This window comes from Methylomonas sp. Uni0011, assembly GCF_056850255.1.
Genome location: NZ_JBVVNO010000006.1, coordinates 24,994 through 46,157 on the forward strand (window position 1 = coordinate 24,994; position 21,164 = coordinate 46,157).

Genomic DNA, 21,164 nt, shown 5'->3' on the forward strand with positions numbered 1-21,164 from the left:
TGGTTGGAGATTGGCTATGTCGGGGATATTAATATCTTCGATACGGCGGAATGGGGTTGATTCGTTCAATCGCTATAAGTTGAACTGAACGTTATTTATTTTCGGCCCTAAGAAGCCAGCCTCAATACTGAATTAAAGGCTACCGCTACTGAGAATCAGGTTAAAGGCGGTGTTTGCAAAAGCTCTGCCGCCAGTTGCTTTGCAAATTAGGGGATACGTTCTTAGCCCATTGTCTACCGTATTGGGCAACACGTGGGGACAGGCCTTGGTTCATGGGGTGGTAGTTGCGGGCACTATTTGATCGGACTGTAAATTATTAATGGAACACGAAACTATGCGAAAGAGATTTTGGTATCCGGCTCTCGAAGGGCTACGCGGCACGGCCGCGGCGTGGGTGCTTTTGTCGCATGTTTTTTTGCTGGTGCAGTGTAACGTTCCTTTGCTCGGGCGTGGCGATATCGCAGTCGATTTGTTTATTTTGATTTCCGGTTTTCTGATGACTTCGCATTACGTCGAGCGGCGGCAGCAAGAGCCTTGGGAGGCGGCGGAAACTTGGCGGCTGTTTTGGCTGCGGCGTTTTTTCAGGATAGCGCCGTTGTATTACCTGTGTTTGGCGATAGCGTTTTTGTTGGGGCCGTTCATCGGTGAGGCGCGTCACGCCATAGCTCAAGTTTGGCCTGAAACTGCGACGCCATTGGCGAGGTCTTCCGATCGTAGCTTTCTGAATGTGCTATTGCATGTCTCATTTATGTTCGGTTTACTCCCGTATTTCAGTTTTTCTACGCCGTTACCCGATTGGAGTATTAGTTTAGGAGCGCAATATTATGCGGTATTCCCGCTCCTATTTTGGTTGGCGGCCAAAACCGGATTTGCGCTTGCCTTGCTTCTAACGTGTTCGGTTATGGCGTTTGCCGCCCATGCCTCTTATTTTGAGGCATACATAATGCCGGCGGCCTTGCCGCTAAAATTTCTGTTATTCGCTGCCGGTATGTTGGTGGCGTGGTCGCGTTGTTGGTGTTTGCGGCGCTTTGCGCTGATGGCGTTGGCGATGCCTGTGATAGCGGCTTACTTACATCCGGCTCACGTGTCTCATGGCGCACTGGCCGCTCAATGCTTGCTGGTTGTTCTGCTCTACTGGTGCGCGTCGCCGGTACTGTTGGCTGGGGGGGCGTTCAACAAACTCAAGTACTTGATGCCGTGGCTGCTATCGACGCCGGTTTGCCAATGGTTAGGCCGGGTGTCGTACTCGGTTTACCTATTGCACTTGCTAGTTGTGATTCCAGTGGTGGCCTACCTGACCGGATTGCCGGATTTTGTTTCGCAACAGCCCTGGATCAGGGCCTGTCTGGCATTGGCGGCGGCGGTGCCGGCAACCTATGGGCTTAGCTACCTGCTGTACCGTTTTATCGAGTTGGGCGGTATCCGCCTCGGGGAAGCTGTGTTAGCGAGGGCGGCGCGGATTAGTGCCGGCGATGCGGCCCCTACTTTGGCCAAGAGTTGGCTGAAAACCATACTGTCCACTGCCGGCTTGATGTTGGCGACTTTTATATCGGGCGTAATCAGTGCGCGTTGGTTGGGGCCGGAGGGAAGAGGTGTGCTGTCCGCCGCCCAACTGGTCATGACGCTGGCCTCCGGTGTCAGCCAATTGGGCCTGGGAGCGGCGCTTGTTTACGCGTGCCGAATCGACGCGTCGTTTCCAGGTCGGCGTTATTTTGCGCTATCGATGGTTTGTATTGTCGCCATTGCCTTGGCCCTGGCGGTCGCCGGGGCGGATTATGGATCTGCAATTCAGCCATCCATCTTTCTGCCGCTGTTGGTGTTGACCGGGCTGACCGCGGCAAATGCTTATGCTTCGGCGGTTAGCCAGTTGTCGCCCGGATTGTCGGCATTCAACAGCGGCCGGTTGGCGCTGGCGGTTATTACGTTGTTGGCATTGTTGGTTCTGGTGGATTTGGAGGCATTGACAGTCGCCAATATCCTATGGACGCAGTTAGGGGCAACGCTTGTTACGCTGGTAAGTATGAGCATCGTCAGCTTCAGGCTGATCCGCTCGCAACAGGAAACTGCTTCCGGTGCGGGGCGGGTCAGCGCGGTCGGTTATATTTCGAGCGGATTTAAATTTCACGGCACCGCGCTACTCAGTTTGCTGCTGCTAAATATCGATAAGCTAACGCTCTATGCGATCGGCACTACCAAGGAGTTTGGTTTGTATAGCGTAGCCTATGCGACCTCGCGCTTGATCGGCAGTGTGCAGGAAGCCATGTCAACCGCGCTCTACGCCCGATTTGCCGGCAAAGATGCAGCCCGGCTGACCGAAGTGGTTCAATTGGTTTTTAGATTTAGCTTTCTGCCGTTACTGCTAGTTGCCCTACTGTTGGGCTATGTTTCGCCGTGGCTGTTGTCTTTGGTGTACGGCAACGCCTTTGCCGAAGTGGCGCTGCCTTTCGCAATATTGCTGCTTGAGTGCGTGATTGGCAACGCAAGCTGGATTTTGGCCCAGCAATTCAACGCTACCGGCCGGCCTGGCGTGGTCTTGTTGCGCCAGGTCGTTGCGGTCGGTCCGGTTTTGCTGCTTATTTTTTGGATGCCGCGCGAGCACATTGCCTTGTCGCTATCGCTGGTTATGTTGTTGAGCGCTTGCGTCCGGCTGGGCATGAGCATGTTGATGTTCAAATGGGTGGCGAATTTACCATTGCCCCGATTTTTTCCGACTAGAACCGATTTTATTCTGGCCAGAGAAAAGATGGCTAATTTGTCTGGTTTTAAAGCGGGTTGATAAGAAATCGTAGTTTATAGAGATAAGTATATTTAAGGACTTTAATATTATGACAGCGGTACATAACGAAATTGGTTTGAATGAGTTGTGCTCGACATTAAAGGAGCTAAAAAACTACAGTGTGATTAGGTATATCCCTAATCACGGTAATGCTGGCGATGGGTTGATAGCTGCCGCGGCGTGGCAATTATTTGACCGACTTGGATTGTTGTCGTCAATTCAGGTTAATGGCGAAATATCCCCTGGAGATGTTGTTATTTTTAGTGGCGGTGGAAACTTCATCCCTGAATACAGTCAAGCGAGAAATGTTATTGAAAAGAGTTTGCAGCAAAATGTCAGCAAATTTATTTTACTGCCGCATTCCATACGCGGTAATGAAGATATTCTGCAAAAGCTCGATAAGCGGTTTTACTTGTTTTGCCGCGAAAAAGAAAGCTACGAGCACGCCCAAAAATACGCTACGAACGCCAACGTGTTCTTAACGCACGATTTGGTGTTCGGTCTCGATTTGGTGCAGTTAAATCAACGCCTAAATATAAATTGGCTACGCTTGCAACTGTTGTTGCATCCGCGGCTTTTGAAAGCTTATCTCAACTGGCGGCAGGCGTTGTTAAAAATCAAGCCGAAAAGCGATGGCACTATGACGTTGATGCGAGTCGACGTCGAGGCAAAACAGGCCGGTAAATATCCTAGCGAGTTGGATATCTCGTCAAAACACTCGTCATATTATTCCCAGCGATTCGAAGCCGATTTAATCGCACGGGAATTTCTGGCCACACTCGACCAAGCCGACCATATTATTTCAGATCGACTACATGTATCGATCGCTTCGGCACTATTAGGCAAGAAGTTAACGATGTTCGATAACTCCTACGGTAAAAATCGTAATGTGTTTTTGAACTCAATGGATGGGCGATTCGATAATTTGGAGTTTAAAACAGACTAATCTGAAAGTGGTTCTAACGGCGGTACTATAAAAATGAGCGGTCGGATGCTGGGATTAACAACCGAGAACATATATGATTGATTGGAGTGTGGTCGTCTGTTGCTATAACAGCGAAGCTCGAATAAAAGAAACTCTGCACAAAATATTGGCTGCGGTTGAAAATCGAACTGCCGGAAGCGTCGAGATAATTGTCGTCGACAATCTTTGCACTGACCACACTGTGGATTTTGCCAGGGAAGTGGCGGCGGAGAATGGATTTTCCGGGCTTAAAGTGGTTCCAGAAAGCCGACCTGGGTTAATGTATGCGCGTATTGCCGGAGTTATGGCGAGTTCGGGGCGTTTTATCGCTTTTCTGGATGATGATAACTGGCCGGCTTTAAATTATTTCGATGTGGCGGAAAGGGTATTTGTCGAACATCCGAACCTCGGCTTATTTGGTTGCGCAACGGCATTGCCTCAAACGTATGAAATCCCGTCGGCTATTCAAAAGTATGCGGGATATTTCGCCATAGGCCATTTGCCTTTCGAGTCTGGAATATTGGCCTCGGGCAGCAGTGTCTGGGGGGCCGGTATGGCGGTGAGAACCGAAGAGATCAAGGCAATATTCAGTTCGGGTTTTGCACCGATTCTAGTGGGGCGCGCCCAAGCCAGACAACTTGCCGGCGACGATTCGGAGATTGTCCATGCCGTGGTTATTGCCGGAAATTCAGTATGGTATCAGGACGATATTTTGGTTACTCATGCCGTGGACCCAGTCCGTTTCAATTTCGACAGGTTGATTAAAATGCACGAAGGTATAGGCGCTTCGGAATTATTCGTCTACAAATACTCGCTTAGCGCCAGAAATATTCCGGTCGATAGGGTGTTAGTATTTGCAATATTTGCAGCCAGAATTTTTTTTAAAGATATCTTCAATATTATCAGGTTATATTGGGCTGGTTCCGGTCGTCAAAATGGAGGTTTCGATCTGCAATTGAAGCTTGGGCATACTCGGGCAAAATGGAGTTGCTTTTTAACGAATCCAGAAATGAGAAGAATTCAGGACGCTAATATTGGAAAGTTAATATCGTTAAGGAGATCTGCCAGAATGGGTCATGGGATTTCGAATTAAAGTGTAATCGATAGTCTGTGGCGCTATCCAGTAAATGGGATTGATGTTTTCTACAAAGAATTAATGGCTCTCGTCGGACGATCGATTCGCTAACAATGGCTAATAGCGAATCGCATCGTCCGAATAGCCTCAAGAACTGTTAAGGATTTGCGGCTGTGATTTCGAATAATGTTACGGAAGACGGCTCCAAATTGACCGACGACAGTTTTATAGAACCGTTTGTGAGGGGTATATCTTGAGTAGCTATGGGTTGCAAGGTGGCGGATTTTAGAGAAGCTTTGGCTTTGGTTTTTTGCAAGTAGTGCGAATTAGCGTGCGTTTCATCAACGACATAGTAAGTGACTTTGGCTGCGGTCGTATTGAAAGGCAGTTGGTCGACAGTAAGCTCCAATTGCTCTGCGGCAGCCAAATCTTTGGTGTCCTGAAAATCCCAATTTTGATTGAAGACGAGAATCGAGACCTTGGACGAGTCTGCGCCGGCAATTATGCCGATGTTGCCTTGCCGTACCGGAGTGGTCTTTACGCGGTGGCCGGTTAATTTGTTAAACATCAGTGCGACATTGTAAAGCGCCTTTGGTGTCACGGCGTCAGCCAGTAATAGCGCCGGCCAGCCCCAGTTGTCGGCTAGGGTTTTGGGATCGGAATTGTCTCGAAATAAAAGTAATAGGCCTTCGTCGATATTGTTTTCGACTGCAGTCAGGAGAAACCGGGCGGTCCACGCTGCGCCGACATTATTACCGTTGATAATGCCTTCCGGTTTTTCGTTTGTGTGCCAGCTCGGGCCCCACTCCGTTAAATAAAGCGGAACGTTTTTTACATTATAAGTTTTTAAATGTTGGCGAAATTCGGCGGCTTGGGCGGCTACAGAAGGAAATTTTCCGAACTCGGTGAGGCCGGTCAAAGCCTGATTGTTTCCATAATAGTGGAATGAGATAAAGTCTAGCCTTAGGCGTTGCGAGGCAACATCTTTGATAAATTGTTCCGCCCAATTGAATTTTGCAAATGCGTGGTCCCAAAAAGTTATGCTTGGGCCGCCAATTCGAATTTTCAGTTCAGGGTATGTGTGTGCGAGTTTATCGGCGGCTTTGCTCCAGGCTGCGTACAGTTTTATATAGGCGTCGTACATTCTGGGGTCGCTATTTTGAAGGTTTGTTTCAAGTAGCCATGCTTCGCCGTTAATGTCCGGTTCGTTACCTACTTCGAAGTCGGCTTGCAGAATGTTGCTCTTGATTGTCACCGCCTCCAAATAGGCGTAAGCGTATTCTTCGTAAGCCGCCCAATTGGAGATGCCGCGATATTTTTTTTCGTTCGAACTGGTGGCGAATGCGGCTTGCGGACTATGGCCGACGACGATGTGGGGGATAAGGCCGTATGTCTTACAGTCTTTCAGGGCTTTTGACTCCCAAACTCTGGAGAAATCGTATTGTAATTTGTTTGTGATAGGATCGAGTCGGGCGATATTTGAGGGTTCCAAGCCTAGAAAGCGAGCTTTATAAACCTCCAGCGGCTTTAGCATTTGCCATGTGCTGTTCGTGAATGGAGCCGTCCATGTGGATACTCGAAAATAATCGCGCATTAATTTCAGATCGTCCTGATTTGATGCGTTGTATATTGTTTGCGACTCGACAATAAAACTGTTGGATGCCGAGCTGGTTTGGCAGGTTGCTATTGATGCCAAAATTATCGCTAAGCCTATTTTGATAGAGTTACTGCGTTGCAAGGTGCTGAAAAAGTGTGTGGTCATGATGCGCTCCGGTATTCGGCTGGTCTTAATGCGGTTGATCGGGATGGCCTGTAACAAGAAAGGGAATATCTAGTTATCGGGTTTTGTATAAAATAACTATTTCATAATAATATGCAATATCAGAGTGATATGCAATCGTTAAAGGTTGCTCCAGTTTTTTTTCTGCTATAATTTGGCTAATTAATTTAATCAGAGAGATATACGTTGTGAAGGTATCTATTGTAACAATATCATTCAATCAGGCAGAGTTTGTCGAGAGAACAGTTCTCTCCGTTATTGAGCAAAGAAAGGAGGTCGATCTTGAGTATATAGTAATTGACGCAGGAAGCACGGACGGAAGTAGAGATTTAATTGATAAATATCGCGGCCAAATAGATAAAATAATTTTCGAAGCCGACGAAGGTCCAAGTGACGGGTTAAACAAAGGTTTTTCTTATGCTACTGGAGATGTTTTCGGATTTTTGAATTCCGATGACATTCTTTATCCTGGTGCATTGAAGCAGGCTGTCGATTATCTGAGTCAGCATCCGGATATCGATGTGGTCTCCGGGCATGCATATATCATCGATGGCAACGATTTGGTTTTGCGTAGAAGTTTTTCGCAACCTATGGCCCTGGTTCGGTATGCGTACGGGGCCTGCATAATAAATCAGCCGTCTACTTTTTTTCGTAAAGCGGCTTTTCAAAAAGTCTCCGGATTTAATAAGGAAAACCGTTCAAATTGGGACGGTGAGTTGTTTGTTGATATGGCTCTTCATGGTCTCCGATTTGGTGTGGTCAATAAATTTTGGAGTGGATATCGTCTACATAGTGTTTCTATAACCGCTTCGAAAAAGCTCGATCAAGCGATACAAAACTATAGTGCTCGCATTTTTCAAAAAATAATGGGTAGGTCGCGCCAATCTTTTGATAACTGGGTTGGAGTGTTTTACAAGATTTTGCGATTTTTGGAGAATCCGGTCGCTTTGTGGGAGCGCTTAATGCGAGGTAAGATTTACGGAAGGATGTTAAATTAATCTATTATAAACAGTGAAGTTTAAACTCGCGGGTCATTTGTTATATTCTTAGGTGTTTAATAGAAGTGAAAAAGATAATTAGCCTAGTTGTTATTTTTTTGCCATGGTTTTTAAAGAGGCGAATTTATAGTTGGCTCTTCAAATACGAATTGGCTCCTTCAAGCAGTATCGGTCTGTCGTGGATTTTTGTCGATAAATTATCAATGGCTGACGGTGCCAAAATCGGCAGTCTGAATGCAGTTAAAGGCTTGAGCAGACTTGAATTGGGCTCGTTTTCCAGTATAGGTAATTTGAATTGGATTTCAGCGTTTCCGGCAAATTCGAATTCCGAGCATTTCAAGCATCAGGTTGGCAATAGATTGCCTGATTTGATTTTAGGTGAGCATGCGGCTATTACCAACCGACATCTGATCGATTGTACCAATAGAGTCGAAATTAAGCGGTTTTCAACGTTCGCAGGTTTCAGATCAACGATTCTTACACACAGCATAGATCTTAGGTCGTGCCGGCAGTCATCCGAACCGGTATCGATAGAAGAGTATTGCTTCATTGGCAGCGGGTGTATTTTGCTGGGAGGTACGTCCATTCCCGCAAAAAGTATTCTGGCTGCTGGCTCCACGATTAATAAAAAAATGGATGTGCCCTGTGCTTTATACGGCGGTACGCCGGCGCGTTTTGTCAAAAACCTTGAAGAGAGCGAGTTTGCCTATTTTAGGCGCTCGACGGGATTTGTTATTTAGTTTAATTAATGAAAATACTACGAGTTATCAGAACGGTTAATCCTGAGAGTGGGGGGCCTGTAGAGGCTTTAAAGCAGAGCTCTCTAGTTATAAAAGATATGGGTCATGAAATAGATGTCCTCAGTCTTGATGGTGATCAAGCCGACTATATAACGCAGCTTCCTTTGAAGGTATATGCAGTTGGCCCGGGTAGTGGCAATTATGGATATGCAAAAGGACTTAGCCTGTGGTTGGAGCAAAATTACCATCGCTACGATGCCGTGATAGTAGAGGGTTTGTGGCAATATCATGGTTTTGCGGTTAGAAATATTCTAAGAAATAAGAATGTGCCATATTTCGTTTTTACTCATGGAATGTTGGATCCGTGGTTTAAGCGGCGATATCCGCTAAAGCATTTGAAAAAATGGCTTTACTGGCCTTGGGCAGAATATCTCGTATTACGCGATGCCGAAAAAGTGTTATTTACCTGCCAGGAGGAGAAGATATTAGCCAGGCAGTCGTTTTGGCTTTACCGCTGCAACGAACAGGTCGTTAATTTTGGGACATTAGGTCATCAAGGCAGTGCCGACGAACAACGGCAACTATTTTTGAATCAATTTCCAAGCTTGGCGGGAAAGCGTTTTTTGCTGTTTTTAAGTCGTATTCATCCAAAGAAAGGAATCGATCTATTGATTGAGGCGTTTGCCCAAGTCTGCGGAAGCGATTCGGAGCTTGAACTTGTTATTGCCGGTCCGGGCCAAGTTGGTTGGGGGATTGAGTTAAAGTCGCTCGCAGAAAAACTGGATATAACACATAAGATTACCTGGACGGGTATGTTATCCGGTGATTTGAAATGGGGGGCTTATCTCTCGGCGGAGGCGTTTATTTTGCCGTCGCATCAAGAAAATTTCGGTATCGTTGTGGCCGAGGCCATGTCTTGCCGCTTGCCGGTTTTAATTAGTAATAAAGTCAATATTTGGCATGAGATAAAACAAGATCAAGCCGGATTGGTGGTTGACGATACATTGCCGGGATGTGTGAAGTTGATTTCGGATTGGCAAAGTTTGGACAACGATGCCAAATCCAGCATGCGAGAAAATGCCTTTCGCTGTTTTATTGAGAGGTTTGAAATTACTAAAGCGGCAAACAGTTTGCTTGATGCTGTCACTGTTAATTCGGCAGCCGATCTGTCTTCGTAGTGTTGAATTTTGTGATTTCGAATGTATTGGATTTAAAAATCCGCGTTTTCCTTTTAAATGTGATAGTAAATAGTGGTTCAGCAATTAGATAAGTTCGTTCTACCAAAAAACTTCCGCGGCAGAAATGCTTTTATAGTACAGCTTTGGTGGATGACTCAGGCAACGCTATTTGCCTGCTCCCCTCAGTTTTTATATGGCTGGCGGCGATTTTTGCTCAGGTTATTTGGCGCAAAAATAGGAAATAGCGTAATCGTTCGTCCGTCGGTGAAAGTCACTTACCCCTGGAAATTGACTATCGGCGATAATTCATGGATTGGCGACGACGTCGAGCTTTATACGCTCGGCGAAATTGAAATAGGAAATAATGCCGTTATTTCTCAAAGATCTTATTTATGTACAGCTTCGCACGATTACACCAAGGATTCGTTCGAAATATTTGAACGAAAAATTAACATTGGAGATGAGGTTTGGATAGCGACGGATGTATTTATAGCTCCAGGTATTACTATTGGCGCACGTGCCGTCATAGGTGCCAGGAGCACAGTATTGAATGATATGCCATCGGGAATGGTTTGTGTGGGATATCCTGCAAAGCCAATTAAGCCGCGTATCGCGAAATGAAACCAAGACAGGTTTTCGACTTGGAATTTAAGGTTAAAAAGTTTGCGATTTGTATTTTTTACTGAACCGATTAGGCCTAATTTGCTATGAAAATTCTTCTTTACGGTATTAATTATGCTCCGGAATTAACTGGCATCGGTAAATATTCTGGCGAAATGTGCGAGTGGTTGGCCTCGGGCAGCCATGAGGTGAGAGTGGTATGCGCGCCTCCTTATTATCCCGAATGGAAGGTCGGAAGCGGCTATAAAAGTTGGTTCTATATGACGGAGTCGATAAATGGAGTTTCTGTATATCGCTGTCCTTTATTCGTACCTAAAACGCCAAGTACCACTACGAGGTTATTGCATCTGTTGAGTTTTGCCCTTTTTAGTGCCCCCGCGGTATTTAGGCAGTGGCTTTGGAAACCGGATGCTGTTTTTTGCATAGAGCCAACTTTTTTTTGCGCTCCTGGTGCATTGTTATTTAGCAAGTTACGCGGCTGCAAATCTGTATTGCATATTCAAGATTTCGAACTAGATGCAATGCTTGGGTTAGGTATGGGTAACTCCGGATGGATATCTAATTTGGCAAAATGGGTAGAGCGTTGGTTTATGCGTCGGTTTGATGTTATTTCGAGCATATCCTACAGCATGCTGCGTAATGCCGAGCGAAAGGTTGGCAATAGTGAGAAGTTATTTTATTTTCCAAACTGGGTCGATACCGATTTTCTTACTCCAAACGGTAACGCCGACTTTTATAGAAAAAAATGGGGAATAAGTGACGATACTAAGGTCGTTCTATATTCGGGGAATATCGGCAAAAAGCAGGGGTTGGAAATGGTACTTCATGCGGCTAAGGCACTGGGTGATCATGCCGGACTTCTGTTTATTCTGGTTGGAACAGGGGCTGCCCTGCCGGAGTTAAAGGAATTAGCGATGCAGTTGCAATTAACCAATTTGAAATTTTTTCCGTTGCAACCGTATCAGCATTTGCCGGATTTATTAGCGTTGGCCGATGTTCATCTTGTTATACAAAAGAAAGGAGCGGCGGATGCGGTATTGCCTTCTAAACTCACAGCGATTCTTGCTGTGGGCGGAAATTGCATTATAACTGCCGAATCGAATACTGAGCTTGGAGTTTTGTGCGAAAAATATCCAGGTATATCCAAACGTATCGAACCTGAGAATACCGAGGCTTTGGTCTCTGAAATAAAATCAACATTGTTGAGTTTGCCAAAAATAAAAGAGGGTGGTTTTAACAAAGTAGCTCGCCAGTTTGCGCTGGATAACCTAAAAAAAGATCAAATCCTGGGGCGGTTGGTTGATCGGTTGAGTCGTGAGTAATTGCTTGGCACGCAACCGTTTCATATTTGTCGGCGCGGTTGTTCCGAATTAATCCGGTGGGATTCTAAAAGTGTAGAAATTAGTTTGGAATTGTATCCTGGAATGGATTTGAGAGTTAATCTCAAGCTATCAATGCCTAAGGATGAGGAGTTTTTCTTGGGTTTAGTGCAACTGAAATAAGGAGTTAGAAATGAAGTTAAGCAAATTTAGTTTTGGTAGTTGGCTGGCAATGCGGTTGTTGCGGCAGTGTGGGTACGGGTATGTCTCAGTCGATAAAGCCTCATCCGGTAGGTTGGGCTTTAATTTCGCACTATTGGCAATATTTATGATTGGTACTGTCCATGAATGTATTGCATTTCAGTCAATTGTTGTGGATGCTCAAACAAAGTATAACGTTTCTCAACGCGCAGATATTAAGCAAATGCGTGAGTATTTCCGGGAGGCGACATGGCCAATTCCTGATTCGGCCGTATCGTTGAAATTGCTCGAACCGTTGGGAATATCAAAAGCTAGATTAATTAGTATTGAATCTAGAAATGGGGTTAGAGTAGATCCTGATACAAATGCAGTCTACTTTGACTTTACAGACGGTGCTTTGGGTACGCAATTGGACAATTGCAAAGCTAAGAACCTTATTCCTCATATCGTGGTCGGTCAATATCCTCAAACGGCTCTGTTAAAAGTCGGAGCGAATGGTGCGAAATACGGGATATCTGATTGGAGCGTCTACGAAGATTATGCATATGCATTTTTGGAATTCGTAACGGTTGAACACGGTATATCGCAGGTGGATTTTGAAGTAGCGAACGAACCTGATGTCAATGGCCAGATTTGGCTTTTAGGGGAAAGCGTTTGGAACGCGTCTCCAAAAATGTATGATGAATATTTAAAGTTATACACTGCATGGGCAAATGCGGCGGATAAACTCGGGCGCGAGCATCCGGAGCTTAATTTTAGAATTGGCGGCCCGGCAATCGGTCCGTACTCGTTTGGCTTTGGCAAGTTAAACTGGGCTGATCAGTTTCTATCGGACGTGGCAAATAGGAAGTTGCGGTTGGATTTTTTTTCCTTTCATTTTTACGGTCTTAACCAGTCCCTCACCGGTTTGCCAAAATTTGGCAGATATCCATCAATCGACGAATTTTCCAGACATGTTCACGATACTTTAAGTCGGGTGGGCCTTGAACATGTGCCGATATTTTTCTCAGAATGGGGAGTTCACTATGGTACCGAAACAGCGAGAGGCATCATCAACGGCACTAACGTAGGTGCTGCTTGGACGGCTCGTTTTTTGCTGGATGCAACTGAGAGCGGTATTGAAGAGGGTGCCCTTTTAAGTTTTATAGATCATCAGGTTCCGCCGGAGTTTGTCGAGAATAATTGGAAGTGGGCAAGTTTCTTTCACCAAGATGGCGGAGCTCCCAAACCCCTGCACAGTGTTGCGATGATGTTTACTAAATTACCTGATCAAAGGGTTAAAACGGTTCCGGTCAGAAATGGCTCGATTGGGGTCGTTGCGGGAGCAAATTCGTCAGAGGTTGCAGCGATTGTATTTAATCAAAATTGGGACTTCTTGAACGCGCGAGAATTGTCCATTCCTGAGCAAACGCAAATAACCATCCGAAATTTACCGTTTAAAGCATCAAAAGTAACTGTAATTAAATCCGTGATTGATGAAAGGCGAGCCAACCCTTACTTGGTGGAATTGAATAACAGTCTAAATAGAGCTTCTGTCCTTAACGCCAAAACGCTTAGGGCGGTAAGGTTGCCTCAAATTCCCGTGACGAACGGGGCTGTAGTTTTACCGGTTGCGGATTTGGCTCCATCATCGGTAACGTTGTGGGAAATTTTGCCGGTTGAATAGGTGGCACAGATTTCTTGATAGAGCTATTTGTCAGTCTTATCCCCTTCTGCATTGGATATTCTGAGTTTCCTTTGCAGAAGGGGCGAGCGTTCAGTTTACCTTGATCAGTTCCACATCAAAAATCAGCGCCGAGTTCGGACCGATGTCGCGGCCGGCGCCGCGTTCGCCGTAGGCCAGGTTGGAAGGGATGAAGAAGCGGTATTTGGCGCCTTCTTTCATCAGCTGAACGCCTTCGGTCCAGCCGGCGATGACTCTGTTCAGCGGGAACGTGGCCGGTGCGCCGCGGCTGTAAGAGCTGTCGAATTCTTTACCGTCAATGGTGGTGCCTTTGTAGTGAACGGTGACGTTGTCGCTGGCTTTGGGCGCTGCGCCGGTGCCTTCGGTAAATACTTGGTATTGCAGGCCGCTGGCGGTGGTGGTTACGCCGGCGTTTTTGGCGTTGTCGGCCAGGTATTTTTCGCCGGCGGCTTTGTTTTCGGCTGGGGTGTTGGCGTTGGCCAGTGAGAACATAATAAATCCTGTGATAAATGCGATTAATGTGGCGATAACTCGTTGTTTCATAGACTTCATGAATACTCCGGTAGGTGGTTGTGCCGTTAAATCCGGGGGCGCGGTGTTGGATTTGCGCGCGCCCCGGCTTGACGGAATCGGATTAATGGGGGGACTAGTTTATCAGTTTTTGGCTTCCAGCTCCTGCCGGCAGCCGGCCAGTTGTGCGTCGTAGCGTAATGCGCGTTGGTGCACTTTTTTGGCAGTATTCATCAGCCATTGTTTCGACAGGTAGGTGTTGCGCTGGAAGCCGCCCAGTCCTTCGTGGTAGGTCAAGTAAAGCTTTTGCGCGTCCGAGGTCGGGATGCCGAGTTTGCGGTTGCTGGTAGCGCAGTACCAGGCCACGAAGTCGCAACTGTCGGCAAAGTCTTCGCGGTCTGCCCACCAGTTGCCGGCTTGCTTTTGGTAATCGGCCCAGGTTTCGTCTTTGGCCTGCGGATACCCGTAAGCGCTGCTCGAACGGAACCAGGGAATAAATCCTAAAATCAGCGGCCGCGGCGGTTGGGCGTCGGCGACAAAGCTGGATTCCTGATTGATGATGGCCATTTGCACCGCGATCGGCACGCCCCAGCGCCGGGCGGAGCTGAGGCTGGCTTGGTACCAGTCTTCTTTCTCGCGGAAGATTTGGCAGATGTTTTCCGGGTTTTTCGGCGGTAGGCTTGCGCAGGCCGACAAAACGGCTAAGCTTGCCAGACAAAAAAATTTGTTTAACATACCCAATCAGAATTCATTAAAAATACATAAGGTCTTTCGATCATGTTCAGGGCTTTCCAGCCCAGTAAAACATGGCCTGAGACAAGGATTAACACATGTTCGCCACCGAAAACCGCGCCTACCGAAAAAGCCTTGCTAGCCACGGACTTTTGTACCTAGGTCAAGAAGAGCATGAAATTTTGGTGCTTAATCTATCGATCACCGGCGTGCTGACGCTGTTAAAGGTCAAGCCCTCGTTTGCCGGCATCAAGGACATTTTCAGGGTCTTGCAAGTTTCGCCTATCGTCGACTTTTATCTGCCTGAAATCAACTTGGCGGGCGAAGCCGAAGTGGTCAGGGCGGAGTCGGTCGATGCCGGATTTCAGATTGCGATCGAATTCCGCAACCTAACTTACGACGTCGATAGCTTGCTCTATAGGCGCCGAGCGTATCGGAAGAGCATTTCTGCCGCCGGTCATATCGTGTTCAACGACACCGATTATGCGTTCAATACCGAGAATGTGTCGATAGACGGCATCATGATTCGCATGTTGGGCAGGATAGAGGTCGAGGAAGGCACGGTTGTCAGTTTCGATTTTCAGGAGCTCGAAGAAGAAGGCGAGGCCAAGGTGGTGTGGGTGGAATATGACGATATTTCCACGCTGATGGGTTTGCAGTATTTGCACTTGCGTCGGGGCGAAATCGTTGGCGTGCCCAAATTTAGCCAGCCGATTCGGAAGTCGGCGTAAGCTCGGCAGGTACTCCGGGGTGAAGCGGCTCGAGCCGTAGCGCTTTTCGCTCAGTTTTTCGCCGCTCGTCTGGGGGCGAGCGGTGTCACGTCCATATCAAAATTCTGCTTGATGCGTTGGGCAACAATTTTGACCTCTTTTTTGTTTTTCAGCGGTCCGACCACGACTTGATAATTGCCGTCTTTGGCGACCTTGTGCGCTGGGATCGGCGGGCCTTGGTGATTTAACATCGCGGCCAGCTTTTGCGCATCGGTTGCGTTGTCGAATACCGCCGCTTGAATGGCCCAGTCGCTATCGCTTAACTCCGACGGGATCGGTTGGCCGAATAGCTTGTCCGGGCGGGCTAACGGAATGGCGTTGGCGCGTAACTCCGCTAGGTCGGGGCTGCCGGCCAAGACTGGCGTGGCAATGCCGTCGGCACGCCGCAGAATAAGGTCGGCTTTGCTCCAGTCGATCTCGGCGCCTTTGGCTGCGGCAAGTTGTTGTAGCTTCTTGCGAATGTCTTTTTGCAGCTGCTTTGTTTGTTTCTCCCATTTGTCCAGCGGCGGATGCGCTTCCAGATACAGCATGTCGTCGCGCCACGCTGCCAGATAAGGTTGGTGGACGATATTGACCGGCGTGCCGATCTCGACCTTGCCGAACAGCGTTTCGATATCTTCCGGGTAGAGTTGCACGCAGCCGTGGCTGACTTGCATGCCGATGCCGTAGGGCTTGTTGGTGCCGTGGATCAGGTAACCGCTGAAGCCAAGCGGCATGGCGTAATCGCCTAGCGGGTTGTCCGGCCCGGAGCGGACTACTTTGGGCAACGGCGTGCCTTGCGCTTGATGTTCCCGTTGGATCGATGCCGGTACGGTCCAATCCGGATTGGCTTTCTTGGCGACGATCTGGGTTTGCCCTAGCGGCGTGTGCCAGCCTTGACGACCGATGCCCACCGGATAAGTCAGCACGCTGTTGGTCGCGTTCTTTGGATAATAAAACATGCGCATGTTGGCCAGGTTCAGCACGATACCCTTGCGTGGGGCGTCCGGCAGAATGAAGCTGAGCGGCAATAATACGTTCTGGCCCGAGGACAATGTCCAGGGATCGACGCCGGCGTTGGCATTGGCGATGTCGTTGAAGCCCAAGCCGTAGTGGCGGCCGATGTCTGACAGCGTGTCGTTTTCGGCGCTGGTGATGCTGGCCAACTCGCCGACCATGTTTTGGCCGGGGCTCAGGCTGAATTCGTGTATCGGCAGGTCTTCGGCTTTGCTGTTCCAGACGATGGTTTCCGGCTCGGGCTGCTGGAATATCTGCAAGCTTTGGCAGCCGGACAGCAATTGGCTCAATAGCAGCGCCGAGACGGCTAACGCTTTGGGCGATGCGATGCTGTTTGGCGTGGCGGCGGGTCGAGTCATGTGTCTGTTAAATGTTCAAAATCAGGTGTTTGACACTAAACGATGCAAATTAAAGTCAGATGAGGTGGCGATTAAGAGCGAATTAAGATGAATGAATCTAACTCTAAACGTTAGAATATTTCTATAACTTTTTATTATAAAAGTAAAATTTATTTTTCATGTTGCGGTGATTTGTTTGATGCGATGACGTGGTGCTGCTGGCTTGGCGGTGCAGGGGCTTGAGGCGGCCGGCTGTGTGGCCGCTTGGTTTGCGGGCAACGTTCGTCGGGCCGGCGCAGGATAAATGGCTTGAGCGGTAGCGAATTCGCAGTAAACTACTCGGTTATTACCTATTTGATCCGGAGTTCTGCATGGCGAGCATTGACAAGGCGGTTGTCGAAAATTTACTGAAAAGTTTCATCGATCCGAATGTCGAAACCGACTTGGTTTCGGCTAAATCGGTCAAGAAGATCGGCGTGGAAGGCCAAGATGTCAGCGTGTCGATCGAACTGGGTTATCCGGCCAAAAGCTACGAGGAAGAATTGCGCGAAGCATTGACGCGGCGCCTGCAGGCGCTGCCCGATGTGGGCAAAGTCGATGTTGTGGTCAATGTCAATATTGTGTCCCATTCGGTGCAAAAGACGCTGAAACCGTTGCCCAACGTAAAAAACGTTATCGCGGTGGCATCGGGCAAGGGTGGCGTCGGCAAGTCCACCACCTCAGTGAATTTGGCCTTGGCGTTGGCCGCCGAGGGCGCCAATGTCGGCATTCTCGATGCCGATATTTACGGGCCGAGCATTCCGACCATGCTGGGTTTGTCCGGTAAACCGGACAGCGAGGACGGCAAAATGCTGAAGCCGAAGGTCTCCTTCGGCATCCAGACCATGTCCATCGGGTATCTGGTCGATCCGGACCAGCCGATGATCTGGCGCGGGCCGATGGTGACCGGCGCGCTACAGCAGTTGCTGACCCAAACTCAATGGGACAACGTGGATTATCTGATTATCGACCTGCCGCCGGGTACCGGCGATATTCAACTGACGCTGGCGCAGCAGATTCCGGTCAGCGGAGCCGTGGTCGTCACCACGCCGCAGGACATCGCGCTGATCGACGCTCAGCGCGGTTTGGGCATGTTCGAAAAGGTGAATGTGCCGATTTTGGGCCTGGTTGAGAACATGAGCATGCACATCTGCAGCAATTGCGGCCACGAAGAGGCGATCTTCGGCCAGGGCGGCGGCGTGGCGATGGCGGCGAAAAACAAAGTGGATATGCTTGGAGCATTGCCCTTGGATATCCATATCCGGGAATATGCCGATAGCGGCCGACCATCGGTGGTGGCCGATCCGGACGGGCGGCCGGCGCAAATTTATAAGGCAATCGCCCGCAAAATGGCCGCCAAATTGGCAATGCGGACCAAGGATTACAGCGGCCGTTTTCCGAATATTGTGATTCAGAATACTTAAGCTGGTGTAGGCCGGCTTGGCGACTTTGCCAATCCGGGCTGTTTTAGATCAAGACCAGATTATCGCGGTGGATCAGTTCGGCGTCGTCGGCGTAGCCGAGGAGTGCTTCAAATTCGCTACTGGCTTTGCCGGCAATTTTGGCGGCGTCTTCGGCGCCGTAATTGATCAGGCCGCGGGCGATTTCATTGCCTTGCAGGTCGTGGCAAGATACCAAATCGCCGCGCTGAAAGCTGCCATGCACGGCTTTGACGCCGACCGCCAGCAGGCTTTTGCCGGCTTCTTTCAGGATTTTGACAGCGCCGTCGTCCAAGATGACGCTGCCTTTGAGTTGCAATTGGCCGGCCAGCCATTGTTTACGGGCCGCCAGCGGCGCGATGTTCGGGATCAGATAGGTGCCGAGTTGGGCGCCGTCGAATACTGCCGGAATTACGTTGTCGAGCTTGCCCGAGACGATGACGGTGGCGGCGCCGGAGCGCGCCGCCAGGCGGGCGGCGCGCACCTTGGTGTACATACCACCGCGGCCCAGGCCGCTGATGCTGCCGCCGGCCACGTCGTCGAGCAGGCTTTCGTTAACGCTGATTTCCGAAATTAGTTTGGCATCCGGATTCAGGCTGGGATTGGCATCGAACAAGCCGGTCTGGTCGGTCAGGATAATCAACAGGTCGGCTTCGACCAGGTTGGCAACCAGCGCGCCCAGGGTGTCGTTGTCGCCGAAGCGGATTTCTTCGGTGGCAACCGCGTCGTTCTCGTTAATCACCGGCACTACGCCGAATTGCAGCAGGGTCAGCAAGGTGCTGCGGGCGTTTAGATAACGCTGGCGGTCTGACAGGTCGTCGTGGGTCAGCAGTACTTGGGCGGCGAGCAGTTCGTGAAGCTGGAATTCGTCTTCGAAACGGCGCACCAGGCCCATTTGGCCGACGGAGGCGGCGGCTTGCAGTTCGTGCAGGGTTTTCGGGCGGGCTTTCAGTTTTAATCGCACCATGCCTTCGGCGACAGAGCCGGATGAGACTAACACCACGTCGACGCCGCGTTGTCTGAGTGCGGCCATTTGTGCGACCCAGTTGGCGATGGCGGGTTTGTTCAGGCCCCGGCCGCCGTCGGTAAGCAGGGAGCTGCCGATTTTGACGACAACGCGTTTGGTTTGGCAAAAATCAGAACGGCTCACTTGGCAACTCCTGTTGCGTATCTTCTGTGCGGGCTCTTTGTTGTTCCAGGAAATCCATGATGGCGTACATCAAGGCTTGGGTGCCCTGGTTTTTCAGGGCGGAAATTAGAAACACCGGCCCGGTCCAGCCCAGTTCGGCGACGATGCTTTGGCTAAGGGCTTCGACTTCGTCGTCCGGCACGTTATCGATTTTATTCAGCACCAGCCAGCGTGGCTTGTGCGCCAGTTCGTCGCTCCATTTTTCGACTTCGCGAATGATTTTGCGGGCGGCGCTGACCGGCGTTTCGTCGCTTTCGTAGGGTGCAATGTCGACCATGTGCAACAGCAGGCCGGTGCGGGACAAGTGTTTCAAAAACTGTAAGCCCAGGCCGGCGCCTTCGGCGGCGCCTTCAATGACGCCGGGGATGTCGGCGATGACGAAACTGCGCAAGTCGTCGACCCGAACTACGCCCAAATTGGGATGCAGCGTCGTGAACGGATAATCGGCGACTTTGGGTCTGGCCGACGACACGGTGCGAATCAGGCTGGATTTGCCGGCATTCGGCATGCCGAGTAAGCCAACGTCGGCGATGACCATCAATTCCAGGCGTAGTATGCGATGTTCGCCGGGGGAGCCTTTGCTGGTCTGTTGCGGAGCCCGGTTGATGCTGCTTTTGAAGCGGGTGTTGCCCAGGCCATGAAAGCCGCCCTTGGCCACCAGCAACTGTTGGCCGGGTTTGGTCAGGTCGCCGATTTTCTCGCCGGTGTTGGCTTCGTAGACTATGGTTCCCGGCGGCACAGCGACGAAGCAGTCTTCGCCTTTTTTGCCGGTGCAGTCGCGGCTGCCGCCGTTTTCGCCGCGTTGGGCGCGGTGTACCGAGTGGTAGCGGAAATCGACCAGAGTGTTGACGTTTTCGGTGGCGACCAGGTAAACGCTGCCGCCGTCGCCACCGTCACCGCCATCCGGGCCGCCCAGGGGGATGTATTTTTCGCGGCGGAACGAGGCTTTGCCGTTGCCGCCGTCGCCTGCTTCTACGCGGATTTCCGCTTCGTCAACAAATCTCATAATCTACCGGTATAAACAAAAAAGCCCCGCTATGAAACGAGGCTTTTCGGATCGAATGTGCCAAGGCACAATCGGGATTTACGCTGCTGCAATACTGACGTATTTGCGGTTTTGCGGGCCTTTTTCAACGAAAACCACTTTGCCGTCGGCCAATGCGAACAGGGTGTGGTCTTTGCCGATGCCGACGTTGTCGCCAGCGTGGAACTTGGTGCCGCGTTGGCGAACCAGGATGTTGCCAGCTTTTACGACTTGGCCGCCGAAACGTTTGACGCCCAGTCGTTGTGCGTTAGAGTCGCGACCGTTGCGGGTACTACCGCCTGCCTTCTTGTGAGCCATGTTTTATCCTCGGATAAGTTATGCCGAAATGCCGGTGATTTGCACTTCTGTGTAATATTGACGGTGCCCCATTTGTTTCATGTGGTGCTTACGTCTTCTGAATTTGATGATTCTGACTTTTTTGTGGCGGCCTTGAGAGACAACAGTCGCGGTCACTTTGCTGCCTTGAACAAAAGGCTGACCTACTTTTACAGAGTCGCCTGATTGCACCATCAGCACCTTGTCGAACTCTACGCTGTCGCCCGCGCCTAATTCGAGTTTTTCTATTTTTAAGGTAGTACCCTCTGCGACACGATACTGTTTACCACCTGTTTGAATTACCGCATACATCGGCGTAAGCTCCATCAAGCATAATCTGTTAAAAGTGAACAGCAGATTATATTTTTTCACAAGGCTTACGTCAAACCTAAATTCCTGATAGGAAGGTTGCGGCTCTTTCGCGTTGGTCGGGTACTATTGACACTACCTACGAA

19 protein-coding genes are annotated in these 21,164 nt (G+C 49.4%); 11 read left to right on the forward strand and 8 right to left on the reverse strand.

What is annotated here, in order from left to right:
- The first annotated feature begins 334 nt into the window (after window positions 1-334).
- From AC0IM9_RS09635 to AC0IM9_RS09645, 3 genes are all read left to right on the forward strand, one after another.
- Complete coding sequence (locus AC0IM9_RS09635) at window positions 335-2,776, forward strand: acyltransferase family protein (RefSeq protein WP_482803856.1); 2,442 nt, start codon at window positions 335-337, stop codon at window positions 2,774-2,776.
- 49 nt (window positions 2,777-2,825) lie between these two features.
- On the forward strand, window positions 2,826-3,722 hold the full coding sequence (locus AC0IM9_RS09640) for a polysaccharide pyruvyl transferase family protein (RefSeq protein ID WP_445371854.1): 897 nt from the start codon (window positions 2,826-2,828) through the stop codon (window positions 3,720-3,722).
- A gap of 73 nt (window positions 3,723-3,795) precedes the next feature.
- Window positions 3,796-4,833 carry a glycosyltransferase gene (locus AC0IM9_RS09645; RefSeq protein WP_482803857.1) on the forward strand — a complete coding sequence of 346 codons (1,038 nt, stop codon included), beginning with the start codon at window positions 3,796-3,798 and terminating at the stop codon, window positions 4,831-4,833.
- Window positions 4,834-4,972: 139 nt separating this feature from the next.
- Here AC0IM9_RS09645 and AC0IM9_RS09650 read toward each other — a convergent pair whose 3' ends face one another.
- The gene (locus tag AC0IM9_RS09650; RefSeq protein WP_482803858.1) at window positions 4,973-6,577 is read right to left on the reverse strand and encodes a GH39 family glycosyl hydrolase; all 1,605 of its coding nucleotides are present in this window, start codon (window positions 6,575-6,577) and stop codon (window positions 4,973-4,975) included.
- Window positions 6,578-6,783: 206 nt separating this feature from the next.
- On the opposite strand from AC0IM9_RS09650, the gene AC0IM9_RS09655 reads away from it, so the two are divergent.
- The 6 genes from AC0IM9_RS09655 (at window position 6,784) to AC0IM9_RS09680 (ending at window position 13,318) form a co-directional block, all read left to right on the forward strand.
- On the forward strand, window positions 6,784-7,593 hold the full coding sequence (locus AC0IM9_RS09655; RefSeq protein ID WP_482803859.1) for a glycosyltransferase family 2 protein: 810 nt from the start codon (window positions 6,784-6,786) through the stop codon (window positions 7,591-7,593).
- Window positions 7,594-7,658: 65 nt separating this feature from the next.
- Window positions 7,659-8,333: an acyltransferase gene (locus AC0IM9_RS09660; protein ID WP_445371850.1), complete on the forward strand. Its 675-nt coding sequence runs from the start codon at window positions 7,659-7,661 to the stop codon at window positions 8,331-8,333.
- Window positions 8,334-8,341: 8 nt separating this feature from the next.
- A complete protein-coding gene (locus AC0IM9_RS09665; RefSeq protein ID WP_482803860.1) occupies window positions 8,342-9,511 on the forward strand; it encodes a glycosyltransferase in 1,170 nt (389 codons plus the stop codon).
- Window positions 9,512-9,583: 72 nt separating this feature from the next.
- On the forward strand, window positions 9,584-10,132 hold the full coding sequence (locus AC0IM9_RS09670; RefSeq protein ID WP_445371848.1) for a putative colanic acid biosynthesis acetyltransferase: 549 nt from the start codon (window positions 9,584-9,586) through the stop codon (window positions 10,130-10,132).
- 86 nt (window positions 10,133-10,218) lie between these two features.
- Window positions 10,219-11,454 carry a glycosyltransferase WbuB gene (locus AC0IM9_RS09675; RefSeq protein WP_482803861.1) on the forward strand — a complete coding sequence of 412 codons (1,236 nt, stop codon included), beginning with the start codon at window positions 10,219-10,221 and terminating at the stop codon, window positions 11,452-11,454.
- A 190-nt stretch (window positions 11,455-11,644) separates the two neighbouring features.
- Window positions 11,645-13,318: a GH39 family glycosyl hydrolase gene (locus AC0IM9_RS09680; RefSeq protein WP_482803862.1), complete on the forward strand. Its 1,674-nt coding sequence runs from the start codon at window positions 11,645-11,647 to the stop codon at window positions 13,316-13,318.
- Window positions 13,319-13,408: 90 nt separating this feature from the next.
- On the opposite strand, the gene bamJ is transcribed toward AC0IM9_RS09680, so the two are convergent.
- Both bamJ and AC0IM9_RS09690 read right to left on the reverse strand, forming a co-directional pair.
- The gene (gene bamJ, locus AC0IM9_RS09685; RefSeq protein WP_278210248.1) at window positions 13,409-13,888 is read right to left on the reverse strand and encodes a BamJ family beta-barrel-assembly machinery protein; all 480 of its coding nucleotides are present in this window, start codon (window positions 13,886-13,888) and stop codon (window positions 13,409-13,411) included.
- 102 nt (window positions 13,889-13,990) lie between these two features.
- On the reverse strand, window positions 13,991-14,581 hold the full coding sequence (locus AC0IM9_RS09690; RefSeq protein WP_482803863.1) for a transglycosylase SLT domain-containing protein: 591 nt from the start codon (window positions 14,579-14,581) through the stop codon (window positions 13,991-13,993).
- 95 nt (window positions 14,582-14,676) lie between these two features.
- Here AC0IM9_RS09690 and AC0IM9_RS09695 point away from each other — a divergent pair, with 95 nt between their 5' ends.
- Window positions 14,677-15,309 (forward strand): PilZ domain-containing protein, encoded by a 633-nt coding sequence (locus tag AC0IM9_RS09695; protein ID WP_482803864.1) that lies wholly within the window; start codon window positions 14,677-14,679, stop codon window positions 15,307-15,309.
- A gap of 50 nt (window positions 15,310-15,359) precedes the next feature.
- On the opposite strand, the gene AC0IM9_RS09700 is transcribed toward AC0IM9_RS09695, so the two are convergent.
- A complete protein-coding gene (locus AC0IM9_RS09700; protein ID WP_482803865.1) occupies window positions 15,360-16,703 on the reverse strand; it encodes a L,D-transpeptidase family protein in 1,344 nt (447 codons plus the stop codon).
- Window positions 16,704-17,053: 350 nt separating this feature from the next.
- Here AC0IM9_RS09700 and apbC point away from each other — a divergent pair, with 350 nt between their 5' ends.
- A complete protein-coding gene (gene apbC / locus AC0IM9_RS09705; protein ID WP_482803866.1) occupies window positions 17,054-18,145 on the forward strand; it encodes an iron-sulfur cluster carrier protein ApbC in 1,092 nt (363 codons plus the stop codon).
- A gap of 43 nt (window positions 18,146-18,188) precedes the next feature.
- Here apbC and proB read toward each other — a convergent pair whose 3' ends face one another.
- The 4 genes from proB to rplU all read right to left on the reverse strand — a co-directional run bounded on the left by proB (window position 18,189) and on the right by rplU (window position 21,021).
- Window positions 18,189-19,310, reverse strand: coding sequence for a glutamate 5-kinase (gene proB, locus AC0IM9_RS09710; RefSeq protein WP_482803867.1), 1,122 nt, complete (start codon window positions 19,308-19,310; stop codon window positions 18,189-18,191).
- Entirely contained in the window at window positions 19,297-20,355 is a 1,059-nt protein-coding gene (cgtA, locus tag AC0IM9_RS09715; RefSeq protein WP_482803868.1) for an Obg family GTPase CgtA, read from the reverse strand. The genes proB and cgtA overlap by 14 nt, the downstream gene beginning before the upstream one ends.
- A gap of 78 nt (window positions 20,356-20,433) precedes the next feature.
- Complete coding sequence (rpmA, locus tag AC0IM9_RS09720; RefSeq protein ID WP_140913435.1) at window positions 20,434-20,691, reverse strand: 50S ribosomal protein L27; 258 nt, start codon at window positions 20,689-20,691, stop codon at window positions 20,434-20,436.
- 18 nt (window positions 20,692-20,709) lie between these two features.
- Window positions 20,710-21,021 carry a 50S ribosomal protein L21 gene (rplU, locus tag AC0IM9_RS09725; RefSeq protein ID WP_140913501.1) on the reverse strand — a complete coding sequence of 104 codons (312 nt, stop codon included), beginning with the start codon at window positions 21,019-21,021 and terminating at the stop codon, window positions 20,710-20,712.
- Window positions 21,022-21,164: the final 143 nt, after the last annotated feature.